Origin of the sequence: Kamptonema formosum PCC 10802, from assembly GCF_000332335.1 — a bacterium.
Taxonomy (GTDB): domain Bacteria; phylum Cyanobacteriota; class Cyanobacteriia; order Cyanobacteriales; family Oscillatoriaceae; genus Oscillatoria.
In genome coordinates, this window is record NZ_KB235948.1 from 3,054,042 (window position 1) to 3,072,177 (window position 18,136).

Sequence of the window (18,136 nt, forward strand, 5' to 3'; positions counted from 1 at the left end):
AAAAATCCGAGCGTCAAGGGGTTTTGGTCGTGCGGAAAAAATACTTATAGCAGTAGCCACTTAGGTTCGTACATTTCGGCCTCTTTTGCACCCCCGCACTCCCGCTCCTATTGTCCTAACCCATATTACTACTGGGATATAGACGTAGGTACGGCGTAGCGCTAACGCGCCGCTGCGCTAACGCCCGGCCTGAAGGTCTAATGTTTTAACCTAAGTGCATACTGCTATATCTGTCAACCCGCCCCCACGCTTTCATTTTGTTCTGCGCCAGCCAGAAAGAAAGGGGATAAGGGTGCCGGCACTTCTCTTACCACAAAGCGAGTATTTTGTCAAGACCTTTTGAACGCCGGCAGTGCTGGACTAACATAAAAAAGGCACAGCCGGCTTGTGGGGTGCCGGTGCCGGCAGCAACGGCAGCCGCGCCAAAGCCAAAACGCCTCAGCTAGGAGCGACCCCGCGCAGCCGGTGCCCAAAGTTGGTTGGGGCGATCCACCCCAGGCCGAGAAATGAAAAGCCGCCAAATGCAGCCGGCACCGACCGCCCCGCAGAGGATACCCGCCATGCAGCCAAATAGCGACGATACCCGCCAACCCCCCCTCTCCTCAGAGACGGACAGCCCCAACCTGGACTCGCCGGAATTCCAGCGGGGATACCGGGATGGGTACACCCACGAATCCCAGCAATCCCAGCATCCCGACTACCTTGCCGGTTATGTCCACGGCTCAAAAGACCGCGTGCTGTACCGCGACTGCTGACACAAAGCCGATGGTGGGACTCGAACCCACGACCACCTGATTACGAATCAAGAGCTCGACCTCTGAGCTACATCGGCACTTTTTTATACTATAGCACGGGTTTTTGGTAAGATCAACATCATGATAGTGCTGGAATACAAGTTGCGAGGAAAAAAACAGCAGTTCTTGGCCCTTGACGAGGCCATCCGAACCGCTGTCTTCATTCGCAACAAGTGTGTCCGGTACTGGATGGAGCGTCGGGGCGTCAAGCAAGCCGACCTCCACAAGCTCTGCGCCCAACTGGCCAAAGAATTTGAGTGGGCCCGCAAGCTGAACTCAATGGCCCGCCAAGCGAGTGCCGAGAGAGCCTGGTTCTCCATAACCCGCTTTTACGCAAACTGCAAAGCCCACAAACCCGGTAAGAAAGGATATCCCAAGTTCAAAAGTCGGGGTGATTCCGTAGAGGTAAAATTTAGTCTTGAATTTCTTGCGCAATCCTACAGAACGTGATACAATAAAAACAGAGCTCAAAATTGATATAGCCCATCAGTCAGAGCCGAAAAGGTGAGTCGCGACTTCAGTTACTGCTTGATTTTCTGTCAGCCTTCGAGACTTCCGACACGGTTGCCAAGGCCAAACGAAAAATCATATCTAAAACAGTCAGAGCGATGATGAAGAACGGCTATGTCAGCACCCGATTGGGTGGTTCAAAGGCGTCTCATCTGCGTATCCCAGTTGCGGATTTACGCGCTTCACGAGACTAGAATGGTGCTTTTGGGATTTTCCTGAAAGCTTTGCGGGATACCGCCTCTATCACTTTTACCGGTGATAGTGCTATCGTTGCATTGTCCGGGAATACCTCGAATAATGTCGCGTAAATGTATCAGACAGCGCAGGGATTTTGCTGTCAAGACGGCAATGGCGTTAGTAAAGTCGGCAGACTTGATTGTTTACGAAGACCTGAAAGTGCACAACAAGCGTCAAAAACCACTTCCTCGCTAAGTCCATATACGATGCAGCGTGGACACTGTTCATTCGGTGGGTCGAACACTACGCCAAGATGCACCGAATTGTCACAGTGGCAGTCCCCCCCCACTACACCTCGCAGGAGTGTTCGGGTTGTGGGCATCGCGCCAGAAAAAGCCTGAGCGACCGCACCCACCAGTGTGCCAAGTGTGGGCTGAGGCTGCACCGCGACCACAACGCTGCCATCAAAATTAAGCTCAAAGGGCTCCTGATTCTGGGATCCAGTACCGCCGGGCAGGCGGGAACTCACGCCTGGGGAGAGATGGCCGCTACTTTGCAGCGGGAAACCGCTGCGGAGCAAGTCAGCTCGTAGAACCAGGAATCCCTACCTTTTGGGAGACTGGGAGTGTCAAGAAGCGGTTGCTCTGCCACTTACTACCTCTCGCGGGGATGGGGAGTGTCAAGAGTCAAGAGCTCTACCACTTAACACAATCTCCCGGGAATGGGGAATGTCAAGAATCAGGTGCTCTACCTCTGAACGCGACACCGGCACACAACGGCAGCCGCAGATTATAGCATGATTGCTGGAAATTGTCACCCAGCAACCAAACTATATCAATTCGCCAGCACCGGCTCTGCACTCGTGAAGCCGATCGCCCCAGAATAAACCAAGCCCCGCTGCATGTCAAGCGTCAGCATCGTACCGTCCCGAATAATTTTGGTAGCATTCTTCACCCCCAAAATCACCGGCACCCCGAGGCGCATGCCAATCACCGCCGCGTGAGAGGTCAGGCTTTCCTCCTCAGTAATCACCCCCGCCGCCTTGCGCATGGCCTCCACAAAATCCGCACTGGTGCGGGGAACCACCAAAATCTCGCCCGGGTGGAAATTGCCCACTTCCGCAGCGCTTGCCGCCACCCGCGCCCGACCGCTGACGGACCCCTGGCCCATGCTAGTGCCCTTGCCCAGCACTGCGGTCACCACCTCAACCTTAATCAAATCGGTTGAGCCGGCAACGCCTTGCAGCGTCCCCGCCGTCATCACCACCAAATCCCCATCCGACACCAAGTGCTTCTCCTGAGCCACACTGATAGCCGCTTGGAAAGTCTGGGCCGTTGAGGGCAAGTCCAGCACCAGCAGGGGCTTCACCCCCCACACCAGCTGCAATTGCCGCGCCACCTCCACATGAGGCGTCACCGCCAGTACCGGCGTGATCGGTCGGAACTTGGAGACGTTCCGCGCCGTAGCGCCGGTTTTGGTCAGCGTCATAATTGCCGAGGCCCCCAGCTGCTGGGCGATCTGGCCAACGGCTTGACTGATAGCGTTAGGGATCGACCGGCCCGGGGCGTCGCTGGCCACATTGCAGGTAATTTTGTCCCGCTCAATCCGCTCAGCGATTCTAGCCATCGTCTCCACAGCGGCGACCGGATATTTGCCCACGGCTGTTTCATTAGAGAGCATCACCGCATCCGTACCGTCGAGAATCGCATTCGCCACATCCGAAATTTCGGCGCGAGTCGGGCGGGGGCTGCTGACCATGCTGTCTAGCATCTGGGTTGCCGTAATCACCGGAATCCCCAGCCGGTTGGAGGTAGCAATCAGGCGCTTCTGCAAAATCGGCACGTCCTCTGCCGGCAGCTCCACCCCCAAATCGCCCCTGGCCACCATAACCCCATCGCACAGGGAGAGGATGGCTTCCATTTGCTCAATCGCCTCGTGCTTTTCAATCTTGGCAATCACCGGCACCCGCTTGCCGGTGCTGGCGATAATCTCTTTAATTTCCAGCACATCTTCCGGGTTGCGGACGAAGCTGAGGGCCACCCAGTCCACGCCCTGATCCAGACCGAACAGCAAATCCTGCCGGTCCTTGTCGGTGAGCGCCCGAATCGACAGGTAAACCTGAGGAAAATTAACCCCTTTATTGTTAGAGAGCGTGCCGCCGACCACCGTGCGGCAGTGCAGTTCGCGGGCGGCGCGGTCAACTTTTTCCACGCGCATCTCGACCCTGCCGTCATCGAGCAGAATCACAGCTCCTGCCGGCACTTCATCCGCCAGGGGCTCGTAGGTGACAGAGGAGATGTGCTGCGTGCCGGGAACGATCCGGCTGGTCAAAATGAAGGGATCGCCTTTTTCCAGGACAATCGAGCCGGTTTCAAAGCGCCCCAAGCGAATTTTCGGCCCTTGCAGGTCTTGCAAAATGCCCACCGGCTGGTTGAGTTCGAAAGAAGTCTGCCGGATTAAGCGAATATTGCGCTGGTGATCTTCGTGACTGCCGTGAGAGAAATTGAGTCGCAGAGTTGTAGCGCCGGCTTGTATCAGCGCCCGCAACACTTCGGGGCTGCTGGTTGCGGGGCCAATCGTGGCGACAATTTTAGTCCGGCGCAGAGAGGAACGCAGATGTTGCATGAATAAAAATCCAGTGCGGGGTAGAGCGGAAAGGATTCCCCTTACGTGTTTCAATCCCGAAAAGGGATTCAATCAAGCATCCTACTCTACGCGCAGATAATTCTACAACAACAATCCCCCCAATGCCTGACAGGTGGCGCGGCGCGAGGAGTTATCGGGCTTTTTTGATGGCCTGCGAGTTCCCTGCCCGGGGGGGGAGAGATCACAAGTGTAGGTGTTCTGTAAAACCCTTATCCCACATGGATTTCAGCCATAAAGTCCCCTCAAGCGATCGAGTCCGGCGCAGTTCTGGGGCTGCATGGTTTTCAGGGGCCCCCCAAATGCCAGCTTCAGAGGGGATTTCACCTTTGCCACCGAGATCCCACGCGCTCTCTGTTCGGTTTACCGCATAAGGAATTACGGGAAACCGAAAAAAGAGAGCAGTTTCAGGCACACCGGCAACCGTCACCCCCCCAAAATGCCACCCAAGAGGGAATTTCACCTTTGCCAGCGAGCTACCACTCGCTGGCTGTTCGGTTTACCGCATCAGGAATTACGGGAAACCGAAACAAGAGAGCAGTTTCAGGCACACCGGCAACCGTCACATCCCAAAATGCTAGTTTCAGAGGGGGGACAGGCCGAACGCAGCCCTACGCCTTTTATCCCAGGCCACGGATGTCCTAAGCAATATGACTGCGGCTATAACAGTAGGTGCACGCCTAACACAGAGAAAAAACCCACCCCCGAAAGGAGGGGAGAGGGGCGTCGCGGGCCGCCCCCTGGCTCGCCGGTGCTAGAATGGGTGGCGGGAGAGCCGGTCTAAAAGCGCCACCCTCAAGGCGGCTGTAGCGTTTAACCCCAGTTCAGCGGATTGCTCAAATTTCACAAAGCGAGTGCAGATTACATTTTTAGGAACTAGCTCTGGTGTCCCGACCCGGTCGCGCAATGTCTCCGGCGTCGCCTTGCGCCTGCCCCAGCGGGCGGAATTCTGGCTGTTTGACTGCGGGGAAGGCACCCAGCACCAAATCCTGCGCAGCGACCTCAAAATCAGCCAGCTGACTCGGATTTTTATCACCCACACGCACGGAGACCACATTTTCGGCTTGATGGGCCTGCTAGCCAGCGTCGGGCTCGCCGGCAATCCCCACCGCATCGATATTTACGGCCCAAGTGGGCTGAGTGACTACCTGCAAGCCTGCCAGCGCTACTCCCACACGCATTTTTCTTACCCGATTAAGGTGCACAAAAACCAGCCCGGGGTAATTTATGAAGATGAGGAGTACACGGTTAGCTGCGGACGCCTGGAACACCGCGTCACCGCCTTTGGCTACCGGGTGACGGAAAAAGACCGGCCCGGACAGTTCAATGTGGAAAAAGCGAAGGAGCTGGGAATTCCTGCTGGCCCTCTCTATGGCCAGCTGAAGCGGGGCGAAACCGTGACTCTGCCAGACGGGCGACAATTTAATGGGGCAGAGTTTTGCGGACTGCCGCAAGTAGGCCGCAAAATTGCTTACTGTACGGACACGGTTTACTGTGAGGGGGCCGTAGAGCTGGCCCGGGATGCGGACGTCCTGATTCACGAAGCCACTTTTGCCCATCAAGACGCCCAGATGGCCTGCGACCGCTTGCACTCAACTTCGACGATGGCGGCGCAAGTGGCTCTGCGGGCGGGGGTGAAGCAGCTGCTGATGACTCATTTCAGCCCTCGCTACGCGCCGGGGAATGATATTGTCCTCGACGATTTGCTGCAAGAAGCCCGCGCTATCTTCCCCAATACTGATATGGCTTATGATTTTCTCACTTGGGAGGTTCCCCGACGCCAGACGCCAGAACTGGCCGCAACGAGCCCTTAGGAATTAGTTAGCGGCTAATCGCTCGCTGGCCATATGGTGAGTGTGGCAGGTGTTATGACAGACCGGCAGCTCCAAGGGAATCACCACACCAGGGGCGGTTTTGCTTTCGGCAGCACTCTCCTCGCCGTTATCCTCCTGGGAAACCACTGCGAGCAAGCGGTGGCGAATGGAGCTCAGATGGTTCTGAGAGTTCACCGGCTCTCTCGGCATGGGAACCTCTGTGTTTGGCCAACTGGGTAAATCGTTGCACGGACAGGATGCCGCTGGCATGCCCACCGTCCGGATGGGGAGGGGCATGGGGCAGCGAGCGCACTGAATTATTTCCCACTCTGGCGTCAGTAACTGGGCGATGGTTTCTGAGGTGCCTTCCAAGTAGCAGTCTCCCGATTCCGGAGAGGTAATTCTCTGCCAGCACGCTTCAAATTGACGGCTGTAATGAGCGCCTCTAAGTACCGGCACAGGGAGCAAAGCTTCCTGTCCGTTGTTTGCAAAAACTTTCTTTCCCAGCTGAAACCAATAGGCGAGATATTGTCTGACTTGATTTGCGGATGCCATAACTGATTAGACTTGAGTTCATCACAAAAAAAGATGGCTGCAATCCTGTTCGGCTGCGGGCGGATGCGACGGTAGCGCATCTGGCGGCGGCATTTATTCTTGTCTCTCTATACTTGGCACTCGGCGGGATTTCGCACTCCTCCCAATGGGTGAATAAAACTAGGCAAACTGCATTTATTTAGCCTCAGACCGTTAGAGGAATCTTGGGGAAAATCTTATCAAACACCGAGCTAAGATTATTCTTGCCAAAACTTGGTTACTCCTCACGCCGGCGATGTTGACTGTACCCGAAGCCGTATTTTCTTATGTCTGGTGCTTAACGATTTGGAAAATTTACCGAAATAAAAGGCCAGAATCCGGCCTCTCCCTCTGTGGGGGGGCTGGCGGTCGTTCGCCAGAGCGCCAGAGATCCCCCGCTCCTGAGCTCCCCTGAGCGGAGCCGTTTTGCCCAACTGGGATGTGGCCATTTTGTCCCGGCTGCTACCCCTGACCCTGAAGGAAAATACTGCACGTTCCAACGCAGGGTGAATGAATCAGTCGCTCACCCGTTCTTTACAAAAAGTTAAAAATATTCTTCATACTTAGATTTTCGCTATCTGTCTTGAGGGGACAGGGGTGGCGGGACCGGATGCTGCCGGTCGGACAAATCACCAGAATGTAAGGCTCCTAGTTCTATGCTAGCTCTTGCAAAGGATAATCCGCTCAGGACAGCACTTTAAATAATGCAACATTTTTTAACCTTGTGGGGGGCGGGTGCTATCAGGCGGCAGGGGCGAAGCGAGGGCGCTGAGGTTGAGAGCGTGACCGCCGGCAACGAGGTAAACGGGATTGGCGATGGCACCCAAGCGGCGGACGAGCAGGCCAAGCCGGTCGCGGAACAGCCGCCCGGCTCGATAGGCCGGCACGACGCCCCAGCCGGTTTCTTCGGCAACGAAAATTACCAGTCTGGCACGAGTCCCCTGGAGACTGGCGAGCAACTCTTGCTGGGTTCGCTCCCAGCCGGCAGTGTCGAGCTCTAAGAGGTTGGCAACCCACGTTCCCAGAGAGTCAACCAGCAAGCCGGTTGCCACTGGCGCGGCGGCGATGGCGGCAGGCAGCTCGGCAGGCACTTCCAGGGTAGCCCAACTTTGGCAGCGGCGCTGCCGGTGCCCTTCAATGCGCGCCTGCCACTCCACATCCGCTGGGTCAGCCACAGCCGTAGCCACATAGAGCACCGGCAAGCCCGCCTGCATGGCCAAGCTTTCCGCCCACTCACTTTTGCCAGACCGGGCCGGGCCCGTTACCAAAATCACTTGCCTTCCAGGTGCAGCTTCAGGGTTCATCAAGGTTAAACTGGAGATTGATTTTATTGGGGTGATGGGTGATTTGTCCCCCGGTGTGCGGCTCAGGCGCGATTGGCAAGGGAGTCGGGACAGCATTCGTGGGGAGAACCCTGTGTGCTTCTCCCTGCCCCTCACCCCCAGAGGGGGCCGGCGCTCTCCCCAACAAGGGCTGCCCCACACACTTCTAATATCCATTTCGGCTGAATACCCCTAATATAGTTGAGTGGGGGCATTGGGCACTGGGCATGGGGCATTGCTCATCCTCCTCTCCCAGCTCAGAATAGAGATTAATCAACCGGAAATGAGATAATTTCCCACTTTTGCTACAGACTCAAAACAAACCGCTAACAACTCCTGACAGATTCAGTTTATGCCGGCTCCCCTGGTTTCTGCGATTATCTGCACCCACAATCGGGACACCTATTTAGGCGCTGCCACTGACAGTTTGCTCCAGCAGGATTTCCCAGATTTTGAAGTCGTGGTGGTAGATAATGCCTCAACTGACCGCACTCGCTCTGTCGTGGCAGAAAGACTCTCCGACACGCGCCTGAAGTACGTTTACGAACCGGCAGTCGGTCTTTCTGTGGCTCGCAACACCGGCGCAAAAGAGTCGCGCGGCGGGATTCTCGCCTATCTCGACGATGATGCCGTTGCTAGTCCGGGCTGGCTGAGCAGCCTCTGCGCAGCGTATCAAAGCAACGAAAAACTGGCAGTTGCCGGCGGCAAAGTCACTTTGCTCTGGCCACCGGGACTGCACCCGCCGTCGTGGCTGTCTGAGGGACTCGCCGGCAACTTGGGCGCTTACGACCTGGGGGATGAGGTCGTTTACATCTCGGAACCGGGACTGACGCCCAGAGGCTTGAACTACTCTATCCGCCGGTCATTCCTGGAGCAAATTGGCGGCTTTGATATTAATCTGGGTCGCATTGGCAAAAAGCTATTATCAAATGAAGAACTGCAGGTAACCGAACTGGCCCTAAGGCTGGGCTGGCAGGTGGCCTATCTCCCCGAGGCCCTTGTGGCCCACAACGTGGCTCCAGAGCGGATCAACCGGTCGTGGTTTTTGCAGCGGGGCTGGTGGCAGGGCATTAGCGAGTGCTACCGGGAACAGCTGGCCGGTCGCGCCGGCATCAGCCAGCTGGCGCGAGGGGGGGAACGGTTTGTGCGAGGGCTTTACAAGTCTGTTAAATATTTTAGCAACCCCGCCCAGCGCTTCGACAATTTTGTGTATGCCTGCGGTCAAATTGGCTATTTAAGTGCCGCTATTAACGGCATGATCTTCCCGCAAAAATCGGCAAACCGCCAGCCAGAGTAACGTAGGATTTTGAGGTGACATTGAAGGGAAGCTCCCCCTGAAGGGCATCTAAAATCAAACAGCTATTGGCTAAGAATCAGTCCACAACCCAGACTTCCTGTTCAAACTCCCTATCATGACCTCCAAACAGTCTAAGATTCCGGTATCAGTTCTAATTCCCGCTAAGAACGAAGAGGCAAATCTGCCGGCTTGTCTGGCCAGCGTGGCTAGGGCTGATGAGGTGTTTCTGGTGGATTCCCAAAGCGGCGACCGCAGCTGCGAAATCGCAGAAAGTTACGGGGCAAACGTGGTGCAATTCTACTTCAACGGGCGCTGGCCAAAAAAGAAAAACTGGTCGCTGTCAAACCTGCCCTTCCGCAATGAGTGGGTGCTAATTGTCGATTGTGACGAGCGCATCCCTCCGGAACTGTGGGACGAGATTGCCGGGGCTATCGAGAATCCAAACTGTAATGGCTACTACCTCAACCGGCGCGTGTTTTTCCTGGGCACCTGGATTCGCCACGGTGGCAAGTATCCCGACTGGAATCTGCGCCTGTTCAAGCATGAAAAGGGACGCTACGAGAACTTGAGCACGGAAGAGGTGCCCAACACTGGCGACAATGAAGTCCACGAACACGTGATTTTGCAAGGCCAAGTGGGGTATCTAAAAAATGATATGATCCACGAAGATTTTCGCGACGTTTACCACTGGCTAGAGCGCCACAACCGTTACTCCAACTGGGAAGCGCGGGTGTATTACAATCTGATCGCCGGCACCGGCGACGCCGGCACGATTGGTGCCAATCTGTTTGGAGATGCCGTTCAGCGCAAGCGCTTTCTCAAAAAACTTTGGGTGCGGCTGCCGTTTAAACCGACTCTGCGGTTCATTTTGTTTTACGTTATTCAGCTAGGCTTTTTAGATGGGAGAGCCGGCTACATTTACGGGCGGCTGCTGAGTCAGTACGAGTATCAAATTGGGGTAAAATTATATGAGTTGAGCAAGTTTGGCGGTCAGTTGAATGTCTCAGCTGCGCCGGGACAAAAGCCGCAAGCAGTCCCCGTGAAGGAGTCTTGAAACAGGTTCACAGAGAGGGCTAAAGCCCTCATCTCATAAATCCCATAAAAAAGAATACAGGCAAGATGCCTGTCCTGCAGCTCCCTGCTGCCCGATAGGAAAAAACCATATTGCGGCCATCCTAGCGGACTGAATAGGATACCAAGTTGAGATAGATAAGCTGTTAAGCTAATAATGCTGCTTATTGAAAAAAGGAGGCAGAGCCTCCTGAGGGGCGTTCCCAGGCTGTAGCCGCAGGCTTCCCGCAGGGTGCCTGGGAACGAGGGTGTAGAGATGAATAGCGCAAATTTAATGCGCAACAGCTTAGTATTGTTTTTCGCACAAGGGAACCCCCTTGATGGCCGACTTTATAATCCAAAATTCAAAATTCAAAATCAAAAATCCAAAATAAGTATGGCAGGTTCTGTGAAAGCTTCTCACCCCGAACCGGATGGGGGGGCAAAAGATGCCGGCGATTCCAGTCCAGCAGAAATGCCGGTGCCCGACGCAAAACCCTGGGTGGACATGCGCAAATACGACCAATCTTGGTTTGACAGGGGGCGTGCCGGCTGGTTTATTTTGCTCTGGTGGCTGGTGCAAGGGGTGGCTTTTCCTCTCAGCCCCCACTTTGCTCACGGGTTCCGCCGGTGGCTGCTGGGGCTGTTCGGCGCTCGCATCGGTGCCGGTGTCCTCATCCGCCCCACGGCGCGGTTTACCTATCCCTGGAAAATTGAAATTGGAGATTTCAGCTGGATTGGGGATGATGTGGTTTTATACAGTCTCGATCGCATCCGCATTGGGGAGCACTGCGTGATTTCCCAGGAATGCTACCTCTGCACCGGCAGCCATGACATGGCCGATCCGGCTTTTGGGCTGGTGACTGCGCCGGTGGAAATTGGCAGCGGCGTCTGGGTGGCGGCGGATTGCTTTATTGGCCCGGGGGTGCGGATTGGGGCCAATGCTGTGATTGGCGCTCGCAGCAGCGTCTTCGCCAGTATGCCGGCGAGTCAGGTTTGCTGGGGCACTCCTTGCAAACCCAGATATCCCCGGGTGATGAAGGGCTGAGCTGAACGCGACGCCGGGAGAGTTCCCTGGCAACACCGGCTTGCCTGCGATGGGGACGGACGAACTATTTATCATTTAATTTGCAAAATACAACGTACTGGCATCCTTTCAGAACCGTTACTGTTAACGATTTTGCGGCTCTTAAAAAGCGCATTACAGGGGTTTCGCTCACGAAGATTATGTAAATTAAATGTGCGATTTTTTGCGGCTTGGGCGCTTGCCAATATCTCTGTGGACGCCGCTGTGTGGGGGCGGACTGATAGATCGTCTTTAAGAACGGCAGATATAGCAATAGACAGCTCAGTAATGGACACTGGTATACATGTGCAGTTTGACATCCCAGCCCCATCCTACGAGTCGGGCGGAGCCGCTCGCATACTGTTGGCAATCTGCAACAACTTTTTCAGTGCCGGCATCCCCGAACTCGCCTGCAGCCGGTGGCGAAGGCGAGGGCCCACCTCCAAAATCCGGTGAATTACATTTTGAAAAGCATGCCGCGCCGGCGGGCAAAAGTCTGCTGTATAGAGGCAGACTCAAGTCTGCCGGCTAAAAGTCACACAACCGGAAAGCGATCTCACTCGTTCATATTCCTGTAAGTCGCCACAGCGGAAGGCGAGATGCGATTCAGGTAGCGGAAAATCCAATACTTGAACACGGTGTCCAAAATCACTGGGAAAGTCGCGATAAACAAAAAGATAAACGATCGATTCTCTGGCAGTCCCAAATGTCGGGAGATGCCTTCGAGAATCACTTCCCAGCCGTGGGGCGAGTGGAATCCCACGAAAATATCCGTAAACAAGATAATGATAAACGCCTTAGCGCTGTCGCTCAGCCCGTAGACGATATTGTCCATAAACGACTTTAAAACTGTGATTTCCCGCTGGCTGTTAGCGATGACGAAGCCAAAAGCGAAAAGCGACAGCAAATCCGAAAAAACATTCTTGATTGCGCTGGAACTTTCGTGGCGGAATTTTTCGGCAATTTCTTCTGCCTCTTCCCTCACCTTTTCTTCTATTTCCTCCGGCGAGATATGAGGGATAGCCCCCACTAGCATTTTAAATTTGAGCTTTTCTTCAAAGTGCTGCAATTCCACGAAGGCTTCCTCTTCCATTTCCTCGTTGATAAAAATTTCAGCGTGGTGGGGGTCACGAACGCGGTCAACAATCGGGCCCACGATGAAATTCTTAGAAATCTGGTGCGTGAGGAGCGGAATCAGAATCAGCAATAAAATGAACTTGAGCGAAACGACTGTTTGAGTTTTGGAACTGCGAAAATTATCAACAACTTCTTTCTCTGATTTCGGGTCGAGCTCTCTCTTGAGCCGGTCGAGAGTTCTCAAAATTGACCTCGGCAAGAAACTGGTTTCAGAGATGGTGTCAGATGTTTTAACTCGGCTAGCGCCAGAGGAACGTGCGCTCGCAGCGCTGTTTTGTGCCGCTTTAGAGGTTGGCTCAACCGGCACAGGGCTGTATGGCACTAAAGATGTGGACGGCGTTGGCGGGGGGGGAGCCGCTGTTGGTTGCGAGCTAGCTTTCTCAGGGCTGTACCCGGACAAGACCCGATCAATAAAATTCAGCTTCTCCAGAATTAATAACTCTTTCTCCTTGCTCTCTGGGGTGCGCCAGTCTGGGGGACTGGCCGGCGTGTCAAACAAGATGGCTTTGGGAGTCTTGCCGGGAGCGCTTTCAACAAAGGAGCGGGTGAGTTTGAATTCAGACAGTTTCAGCCGGGCCTGATTTAAATTTTTATTCAGCTCAGCCTGAAAGTACGCCTGGACGCTGTCGCTGTGGCTAGCTGATTCTGGGGCAATTTTTTGGCCATTAAAATGCTCATTCTCGATGGCTCGGATTCTCAAGGCGGCATCATAAGCGTCATCCAGCGCTCTTTCCGGGGTCTCGGTGAGCCACTGCCCGGCTGACTGCATGACTCCTTTAATCGCTTTAAACAGAGGTGTTTTCATGGCAAAAACTTGCTGCGCGTCTTCTGTTAGTGTAGATACATTAAATCAGGAAATGCGGCTCCGACTGATAAAAATATGGAAAGCCAGCCTCCGCTTGTCTTTATAGGAGTTCAGCCATTAAAGTCTGAAAGGTTGATGCGGTAAGAATTTCACAGATTTTCTTAAGGAAGCGTCTCCGGAACGAATCTCAGTAGGGGTGGTGGGGCATTAGCCCAACGACAAACGGTGGGGCATTAGCCCAACTACAAACGGTGGGGCATTAGCCCAACTACAAACGGTGGGGCACCGGCAAGCCAGCAAGCCCCGCTGGAAGCGGGCTCCACTCCCCTGTCTCTTGGAGGAGCGAAACACCAACAGAACAGGACTGACTGGGTTGTGGCTTCATAATTGGTAGTATAGCGGTGCTGCCATGACAATCCCCATACGGGCGAGAGGGGGAAATTGGGGGCTGCCGGCAGCAACCAAGCGAGCTGATGCGGAGGAGACGAGAGTGGAGGCGCGTTCAATGTGGATTACTGGCCCAACTCGCAGCGGCAAGACGGCTCGCCTGGTGCAGCAGTACCGCCTCTGGGCGGAGATGTTCGCTCGCGAGATGTCGCCTCTCGACCGGCTCTCACTGGCCACAGCTGCCGGTGTTCCAAAACAGGGGCTCTCGGGAGCGGGGGGGCAAAGGAACAGAAGCAGCCAAAACCCAAAATCCAAAAACCCAAATCCCAAATCCGACGACCTCCCCCCCTTACCGGGCGCGCCAGGGATGTTAGTCTTTGCGGCCAATGGCTGGGTGGAACTGGCAGACCTGCTCGCAGGTGCCACCCCCGAGCCCTTCGCGGTCCACTCTACCACACCCCTGCGCTTTTTCCGGGATGAAGTCATCCTGTTCTGGCCATTATTAATCCAGCAATTAAACCTGAGAGCGCAATTCCCCTTGCGACTGCGCCCGGAAACCGAGCAGGAATTGGCCACTCAGCTGTGGCGTCCGGAACTAGAGGCAGGAACGTTGCGCCCAGAGGGAGTCAGCGAGTCGCGCCTGGTTCGCCGCACCCTGGACTTGCTGCAGCTGGCGGCGGCTAGCGGCACGCCGGTGGAAGACATCCCTGTGATTTTAGGGCAGGGGTGGGCAGAGCGCGAACAGTCCCCCGGGCTGCCGGCGGGCGCGGGTGAGTTGCTGCGGCGCTGGCGGAGGTGGTGCTTGGAGCGGGGGTTGCTCACTTACGGGATTATTTGCGAGCTCTACTGGCGTCACTTGCTGCCCGATCCCACCTACCGGCAGCACTTAACTCGGCGCTACCGGGCGGTGCTGGCGGATGATGTGGATGAATACCCGGCCATCGCCCGCCACCTGTTCGACTTCCTGCTGGATGCCGGGTGCGCCGGCACGTTTACCTACAATCCCGAGGGTGCGGTGCGGCTGGGACTGGACGCAGACCCGGAATATCTGGCCGGTCTGGCCGGGCGCTGCCAAATAGAACCCTTGAGCGGGCGGAGCGGTTTAGCCAAAACCCTGGGAGATCCGGCGGTGGAATTGGCGCTTAATTCCCTCACCGTCCAGCCGAATTCCTTCCCCCTTGAGGATTCGGTGCGGTTAATTCAAACCACCTCGCGGGCGCAACTGCTGCGGCGAACCGCCGAGATAATTATTGATGCCGTCAAATCGGGACAGGTGCAGCCCCAAGACATCGCCGTGATCACCCCCGGTTTGGACGCCATCGCCCGCTACACCCTGATGGAAATTCTCGGCAGCAAGGGGATAGCGGTGGAGCCCCTCAACGAGCAGCGCCCCCTGGCCAGCTCGCCGGTGATTCGGGCCCTGCTGACGCTGCTGGCTTTGGTCTATCCGGGACTGGGGCGCTTGGTGGACCGGGATGCGGTGGCGGAAATGCTCGTGGTGCTGAGCCGGCAATCTCCAGGGAGCACCGGCTCTATTGCCCAGACGCGATTGCCCCTGTCTGGCAGCGGGGGAGAAACAGGGGATGAAATTTCACCCTCGCTGTTTGAGGCGTCAGACTTCACACTTCAAACCCGCTCACCGCTGACTGCTGACATTGACCCGGTGCGGGCCGGCCTGCTAGTGGATCACTGCTTTTACCCAGATATAGAGTGCCCCCGCTTGCTGCCGGTGACGGCGTTTCCCCGCTGGGACCGGCTGGGATACCGGGCCACCCGCGCCTACGAGGAGATTGCCGGGTGGCTAAAAACACAGAGATTGCAACTGGAACAGCAGCTTATTCCCAGTCCTGTTTCGGTTATCGACAGAGCTATCCAGCAGTTTATGTGGAGAGGCGGCCATCTCCCCTACGATCAGCTGACGGCTTTGCGGGAACTGATTAAGATTGCCCAGCACTACTGGGAAGTGGATGGGCGACTGCGCCAAACTCAAGAGCGCACCTGCGGCGTAGGCGCAGGCGTCTCGCCTGCGCACTCTACCGGCGTTGAGCAGTTTATCTTGCTGCTGCGCCGGGGAACTATCAGCGCCAACCCCTACCCGAAACTGCCGGTTTGGCCGGCTGGCGGCGCTGTTACCTTGGGCACGATTTTTCAGTACCGCTTCAATCGCAAGTTTCACCGCTGGCACTTCTGGCTGGATGCCGGTTCGCCTTTGTGGCAAAGTAGCGGGGAAGCGGTGAGATTTGGCGCTTTTTTGTTTCTCCAGAGCCGGTTTGGCCGGCCTTGGGGCGAGGAGGAGGCCATTCTGGCTGACGAGGGGCGGCTGCGGCGGATTTTGCTGGATTTGCTGGGGCGTGCCGGTGAGCGGCTTTTCCTCTGTCACAGTGACCTGGCTGTGAATGGCCAGGAGCAGACTGGCCCGCTTTTGTCTTTGGTGAATGCGGCTATGCCGGTGTCTGAGCCGGTGCTCATTTGAGATTCAGCCAGGTTTGGATTTCTTGTGCCAGCCAGGCGCACTCAACCTCGCTCAGTCCCTTACCGAATGAAAGATCGTGTCCGGATTCTCCCCGGAGGAGGACTTTTGGATTGCCTTTGCCGGTAGAGCAGCAGGCGTACCAAATATCCGACATTACCCACTTTTTTTCATAAATTTTCCGGCCAAACCACCGCCACTCCATTTCAAAACGGTTGCTGTTCCGGTTGAGTGAAATTTGAGTGTGCTGGCCCCAAAACCGAATACAGTCCTGAACTGCGCTCCACAAAAAAGCCAAAGCTAAAACCGCTATCACAAGAGATATAGCTTTCAATAAAGAGAAAGTTAAGAATAATAATGCGCATAATTTTAGGGAAAATTTGAGAATAAAAAACAGTGGATTTTTATGAGTCATCCAGCCTTCGGGAATGAAAATTTCTATGATGTCCGGAGACTTATTCACCACCACGCGAGTGTTGCGGGGCGGGCGAATTTTCCCAGTGGGGGGAGAGGAAGCCGGTTGAGAGGTGCTTTGCGCAGTAACGCCAGATTGGAGAGCCGCCAGCGCAACACCGGCACTGATAAATCGCCGCTCCAAGGCGGGTTCTGTCAGGTGTCCGATCCAGCTGGCAAAGCTGGGACTCAGGCTAACCCTGTCGCTAAATTGAATCCGCATGTCGCGCTGGGGCAAATCTGCCGGTGAGGTGCCGGTGGCGAGATGAATTAAAGTGGCTCCCAAGGCGTAGAGATCCGATGCCGGCACAGCTCGCCCGCCGAACTGTTCCACCGGCGCATACCCGTAAGTTCCCACCACAGTAAAGGTAGCTCCCTCCGCCGCCGCCTTGTCTTGCACTGCGCCAAAGTCTACCAGATAAACCCGCTCGTCCTCACCCCAGATTAAGTTGCTGGGTTTGATGTCACGGTGGAGTACCGGCGGATTCAGCTCGTGCAGGTAAACCAGAATTTGCAATAGGTCTTCAGCGATTTTGCGGAGTTCCGTTTCGGTGAACTTTCTGCCCTGATTCAGCAATTCCTTGAAGGAAGTACCGGGGATATATTCCTGCACCAAGCCGAACCAGAGCGTTCGGTCATCGATAGAGAAATAATCGCGATATTTTGGAATGCGGGTGTGGGAAAGCTGTTGGAGAACCTGCGCTTCTCGCTCAAAGAGTTTGAGGTCATCCCACTGGACATCGCCGCCAAAGGACAGCAGTTTGACAATCACTGGCTCCCCTGCGGGCTGTGCTGCCAAATCCTCAGCCAGCCAGGTTTGGCGACCGGCATTCTGTCCTAATTTTTGTTGCAGTTTGTAACGTTTGTGCAATACTTGTCCGGCTTGCAGCATAATGTTGCGATTCCTTAACGCGCTAGAAAGAAAGGTTTGCAGTGGGATGGGTTCCGGAAAGCAGAACCCACCCTACCAGGCTGCCAGGTTTTTACTAATTTTATTGAGCCACCGGTTGAAACCGAGACGGAGGTTTGGATATGAAGAGTTAAGAAAGAGGTGAGAGAGACATAGCCTGTTTAAAAGCGGGTTTGGGGGAGCGGAGGGGGACTTGTCTGTCAAACTGGAGACTTCGATGAATCGAGTGTAACACAGAGGCGATATGAACAACAAGCTATGAGGCTGCTATGAAAATGTATTATTCAGTTTTAACGTGGGCTGTAAGTGGGAAAAGGGACCCATGTCCTTTTGGCAAAGGAGGGGCTGTCAAAATCGAGGTAACGCTTGCGCCAAGAGAAGCGATCCTGTAGGTGAAGGGGGAGACAATGGCTTCACGAGCTGAGGCTCAGGGGGCTGGCTGACTGTTGGGCCGGTGGGGGTGGATTGGTGGTAGCGGATATCAAAGCAGCGATCTCCAGGAGCGTGACCTGTCCACTTCCTTGAAACTCTGACAAGAGAGGCGCTCTAGCTGTCTGAAGTCACCGCGAGCCAACGTTAATGGGCTAGAAGGGCGCAAACTTTTTTGGGGCCGGCATGGCCATTGCTGCTTTTCAGATCGCAAGCTTTTTCCCTTTGCAGCTTAGTAAAATTACTTAAAGATTAAATTTTGTTAAAAAGCGTGAGAGTTGTAAAAGTTAAGGGCATTA

General features: G+C 55.1%; 14 protein-coding genes, 1 tRNA gene and 2 pseudogenes. 11 read left to right on the plus strand and 6 right to left on the minus strand.

What is annotated here, in order from left to right:
* The first annotated feature begins 506 nt into the window (after positions 1-506).
* Entirely contained in the window at positions 507-755 is a 249-nt protein-coding gene (locus tag OSC10802_RS0113130; protein ID WP_017717224.1) for a hypothetical protein, read from the plus strand.
* A 5-nt stretch (positions 756-760) separates the two neighbouring features.
* Here the strand turns inward: OSC10802_RS0113130 and OSC10802_RS0113135 are convergent.
* Positions 761-832, minus strand: a tRNA-Thr gene (locus OSC10802_RS0113135).
* A gap of 43 nt (positions 833-875) precedes the next feature.
* On the opposite strand from OSC10802_RS0113135, the gene OSC10802_RS0113140 reads away from it, so the two are divergent.
* The 4 genes and pseudogenes from OSC10802_RS0113140 (at position 876) to OSC10802_RS44325 (ending at position 2,073) form a co-directional block, all read left to right on the plus strand.
* A complete protein-coding gene (locus tag OSC10802_RS0113140; protein ID WP_017717225.1) occupies positions 876-1,244 on the plus strand; it encodes a transposase in 369 nt (122 codons plus the stop codon).
* A gap of 77 nt (positions 1,245-1,321) precedes the next feature.
* Positions 1,322-1,405: pseudogene (locus OSC10802_RS56450) on the plus strand (RNA-guided endonuclease TnpB family protein); the annotation flags it as partial.
* Between the two features lie 15 nt (positions 1,406-1,420).
* A pseudogene (locus tag OSC10802_RS54365) lies at positions 1,421-1,612 on the plus strand (RNA-guided endonuclease TnpB family protein); the annotation flags it as partial.
* 182 nt (positions 1,613-1,794) lie between these two features.
* The gene (locus OSC10802_RS44325) at positions 1,795-2,073 is read left to right on the plus strand and encodes a zinc ribbon domain-containing protein (protein ID WP_017717226.1); all 279 of its coding nucleotides are present in this window, start codon (positions 1,795-1,797) and stop codon (positions 2,071-2,073) included.
* A gap of 242 nt (positions 2,074-2,315) precedes the next feature.
* Here the strand turns inward: OSC10802_RS44325 and pyk are convergent, their stop codons facing one another.
* Entirely contained in the window at positions 2,316-4,106 is a 1,791-nt protein-coding gene (gene pyk / locus OSC10802_RS0113150; RefSeq protein WP_017717227.1) for a pyruvate kinase, read from the minus strand.
* 872 nt (positions 4,107-4,978) lie between these two features.
* Here pyk and OSC10802_RS0113160 point away from each other — a divergent pair.
* Positions 4,979-5,938, plus strand: a complete 960-nt coding sequence (locus OSC10802_RS0113160; RefSeq protein WP_017717229.1) for a ribonuclease Z — start codon at positions 4,979-4,981, stop codon at positions 5,936-5,938.
* Between the two features lie 3 nt (positions 5,939-5,941).
* On the opposite strand, the gene OSC10802_RS40005 is transcribed toward OSC10802_RS0113160, so the two are convergent.
* Both OSC10802_RS40005 and cobU read right to left on the minus strand, forming a co-directional pair.
* Positions 5,942-6,493 carry a hypothetical protein gene (locus OSC10802_RS40005; protein ID WP_017717230.1) on the minus strand — a complete coding sequence of 184 codons (552 nt, stop codon included), beginning with the start codon at positions 6,491-6,493 and terminating at the stop codon, positions 5,942-5,944.
* 734 nt (positions 6,494-7,227) lie between these two features.
* Entirely contained in the window at positions 7,228-7,815 is a 588-nt protein-coding gene (gene cobU, locus OSC10802_RS0113170) for a bifunctional adenosylcobinamide kinase/adenosylcobinamide-phosphate guanylyltransferase (protein ID WP_017717231.1), read from the minus strand.
* Between the two features lie 370 nt (positions 7,816-8,185).
* Between cobU and OSC10802_RS0113175 the strand changes: the two genes are divergently transcribed.
* The 4 genes from OSC10802_RS0113175 (at position 8,186) to OSC10802_RS49710 (ending at position 11,702) form a co-directional block, all read left to right on the plus strand.
* Complete coding sequence (locus tag OSC10802_RS0113175; RefSeq protein ID WP_017717232.1) at positions 8,186-9,130, plus strand: glycosyltransferase family 2 protein; 945 nt, start codon at positions 8,186-8,188, stop codon at positions 9,128-9,130.
* Positions 9,131-9,245: 115 nt separating this feature from the next.
* Positions 9,246-10,184: a glycosyltransferase family 2 protein gene (locus tag OSC10802_RS0113180; RefSeq protein WP_017717233.1), complete on the plus strand. Its 939-nt coding sequence runs from the start codon at positions 9,246-9,248 to the stop codon at positions 10,182-10,184.
* 471 nt (positions 10,185-10,655) lie between these two features.
* On the plus strand, positions 10,656-11,228 hold the full coding sequence (gene hpsU / locus OSC10802_RS0113185) for a hormogonium polysaccharide biosynthesis acetyltransferase HpsU (RefSeq protein WP_155968777.1): 573 nt from the start codon (positions 10,656-10,658) through the stop codon (positions 11,226-11,228).
* Positions 11,229-11,534: 306 nt separating this feature from the next.
* On the plus strand, positions 11,535-11,702 hold the full coding sequence (locus tag OSC10802_RS49710; RefSeq protein ID WP_155967682.1) for a hypothetical protein: 168 nt from the start codon (positions 11,535-11,537) through the stop codon (positions 11,700-11,702).
* 100 nt (positions 11,703-11,802) lie between these two features.
* Here the strand turns inward: OSC10802_RS49710 and OSC10802_RS0113190 are convergent, their stop codons facing one another.
* On the minus strand, positions 11,803-13,188 hold the full coding sequence (locus OSC10802_RS0113190; protein ID WP_017717235.1) for a proton extrusion protein PcxA: 1,386 nt from the start codon (positions 13,186-13,188) through the stop codon (positions 11,803-11,805).
* 505 nt (positions 13,189-13,693) lie between these two features.
* On the opposite strand from OSC10802_RS0113190, the gene OSC10802_RS0113195 reads away from it, so the two are divergent.
* Positions 13,694-16,048, plus strand: coding sequence for a hypothetical protein (locus tag OSC10802_RS0113195; RefSeq protein WP_017717236.1), 2,355 nt, complete (start codon positions 13,694-13,696; stop codon positions 16,046-16,048).
* Here the strand turns inward: OSC10802_RS0113195 and OSC10802_RS0113200 are convergent.
* Complete coding sequence (locus OSC10802_RS0113200; protein ID WP_017717237.1) at positions 16,041-17,390, minus strand: serine/threonine protein kinase; 1,350 nt, start codon at positions 17,388-17,390, stop codon at positions 16,041-16,043. The genes OSC10802_RS0113195 and OSC10802_RS0113200 overlap by 8 nt on opposite strands.
* Positions 17,391-18,136: the final 746 nt, after the last annotated feature.

Bases quoted from the DNA above. Each gene is read 5' to 3' on its own strand.
- OSC10802_RS0113175 (WP_017717232.1), top strand. From the start codon at position 8,186: ATGCCGGCTCCCCTGGTTTCTGCGATTATCTGCACCCACAATCGGGAC.
- OSC10802_RS44325 (WP_017717226.1), top strand. From the start codon at position 1,795: ATGCACCGAATTGTCACAGTGGCAGTCCCCCCCCACTACACCTCGCAG.
- OSC10802_RS49710 (WP_155967682.1), top strand. From the start codon at position 11,535: ATGGACACTGGTATACATGTGCAGTTTGACATCCCAGCCCCATCCTAC.
- OSC10802_RS40005 (WP_017717230.1), bottom strand. From the start codon at position 6,493: ATGGCATCCGCAAATCAAGTCAGACAATATCTCGCCTATTGGTTTCAG.
- hpsU (WP_155968777.1), top strand. From the start codon at position 10,656: ATGCCGGTGCCCGACGCAAAACCCTGGGTGGACATGCGCAAATACGAC.
- OSC10802_RS0113190 (WP_017717235.1), bottom strand. From the start codon at position 13,188: ATGAAAACACCTCTGTTTAAAGCGATTAAAGGAGTCATGCAGTCAGCC.
- cobU (WP_017717231.1), bottom strand. From the start codon at position 7,815: ATGAACCCTGAAGCTGCACCTGGAAGGCAAGTGATTTTGGTAACGGGC.
- OSC10802_RS0113140 (WP_017717225.1), top strand. From the start codon at position 876: ATGATAGTGCTGGAATACAAGTTGCGAGGAAAAAAACAGCAGTTCTTG.
- OSC10802_RS0113195 (WP_017717236.1), top strand. From the start codon at position 13,694: ATGTGGATTACTGGCCCAACTCGCAGCGGCAAGACGGCTCGCCTGGTG.
- OSC10802_RS0113200 (WP_017717237.1), bottom strand. From the start codon at position 17,390: ATGCTGCAAGCCGGACAAGTATTGCACAAACGTTACAAACTGCAACAA.
- OSC10802_RS0113130 (WP_017717224.1), top strand. From the start codon at position 507: ATGAAAAGCCGCCAAATGCAGCCGGCACCGACCGCCCCGCAGAGGATA.
- pyk (WP_017717227.1), bottom strand. From the start codon at position 4,106: ATGCAACATCTGCGTTCCTCTCTGCGCCGGACTAAAATTGTCGCCACG.
- OSC10802_RS0113180 (WP_017717233.1), top strand. From the start codon at position 9,246: ATGACCTCCAAACAGTCTAAGATTCCGGTATCAGTTCTAATTCCCGCT.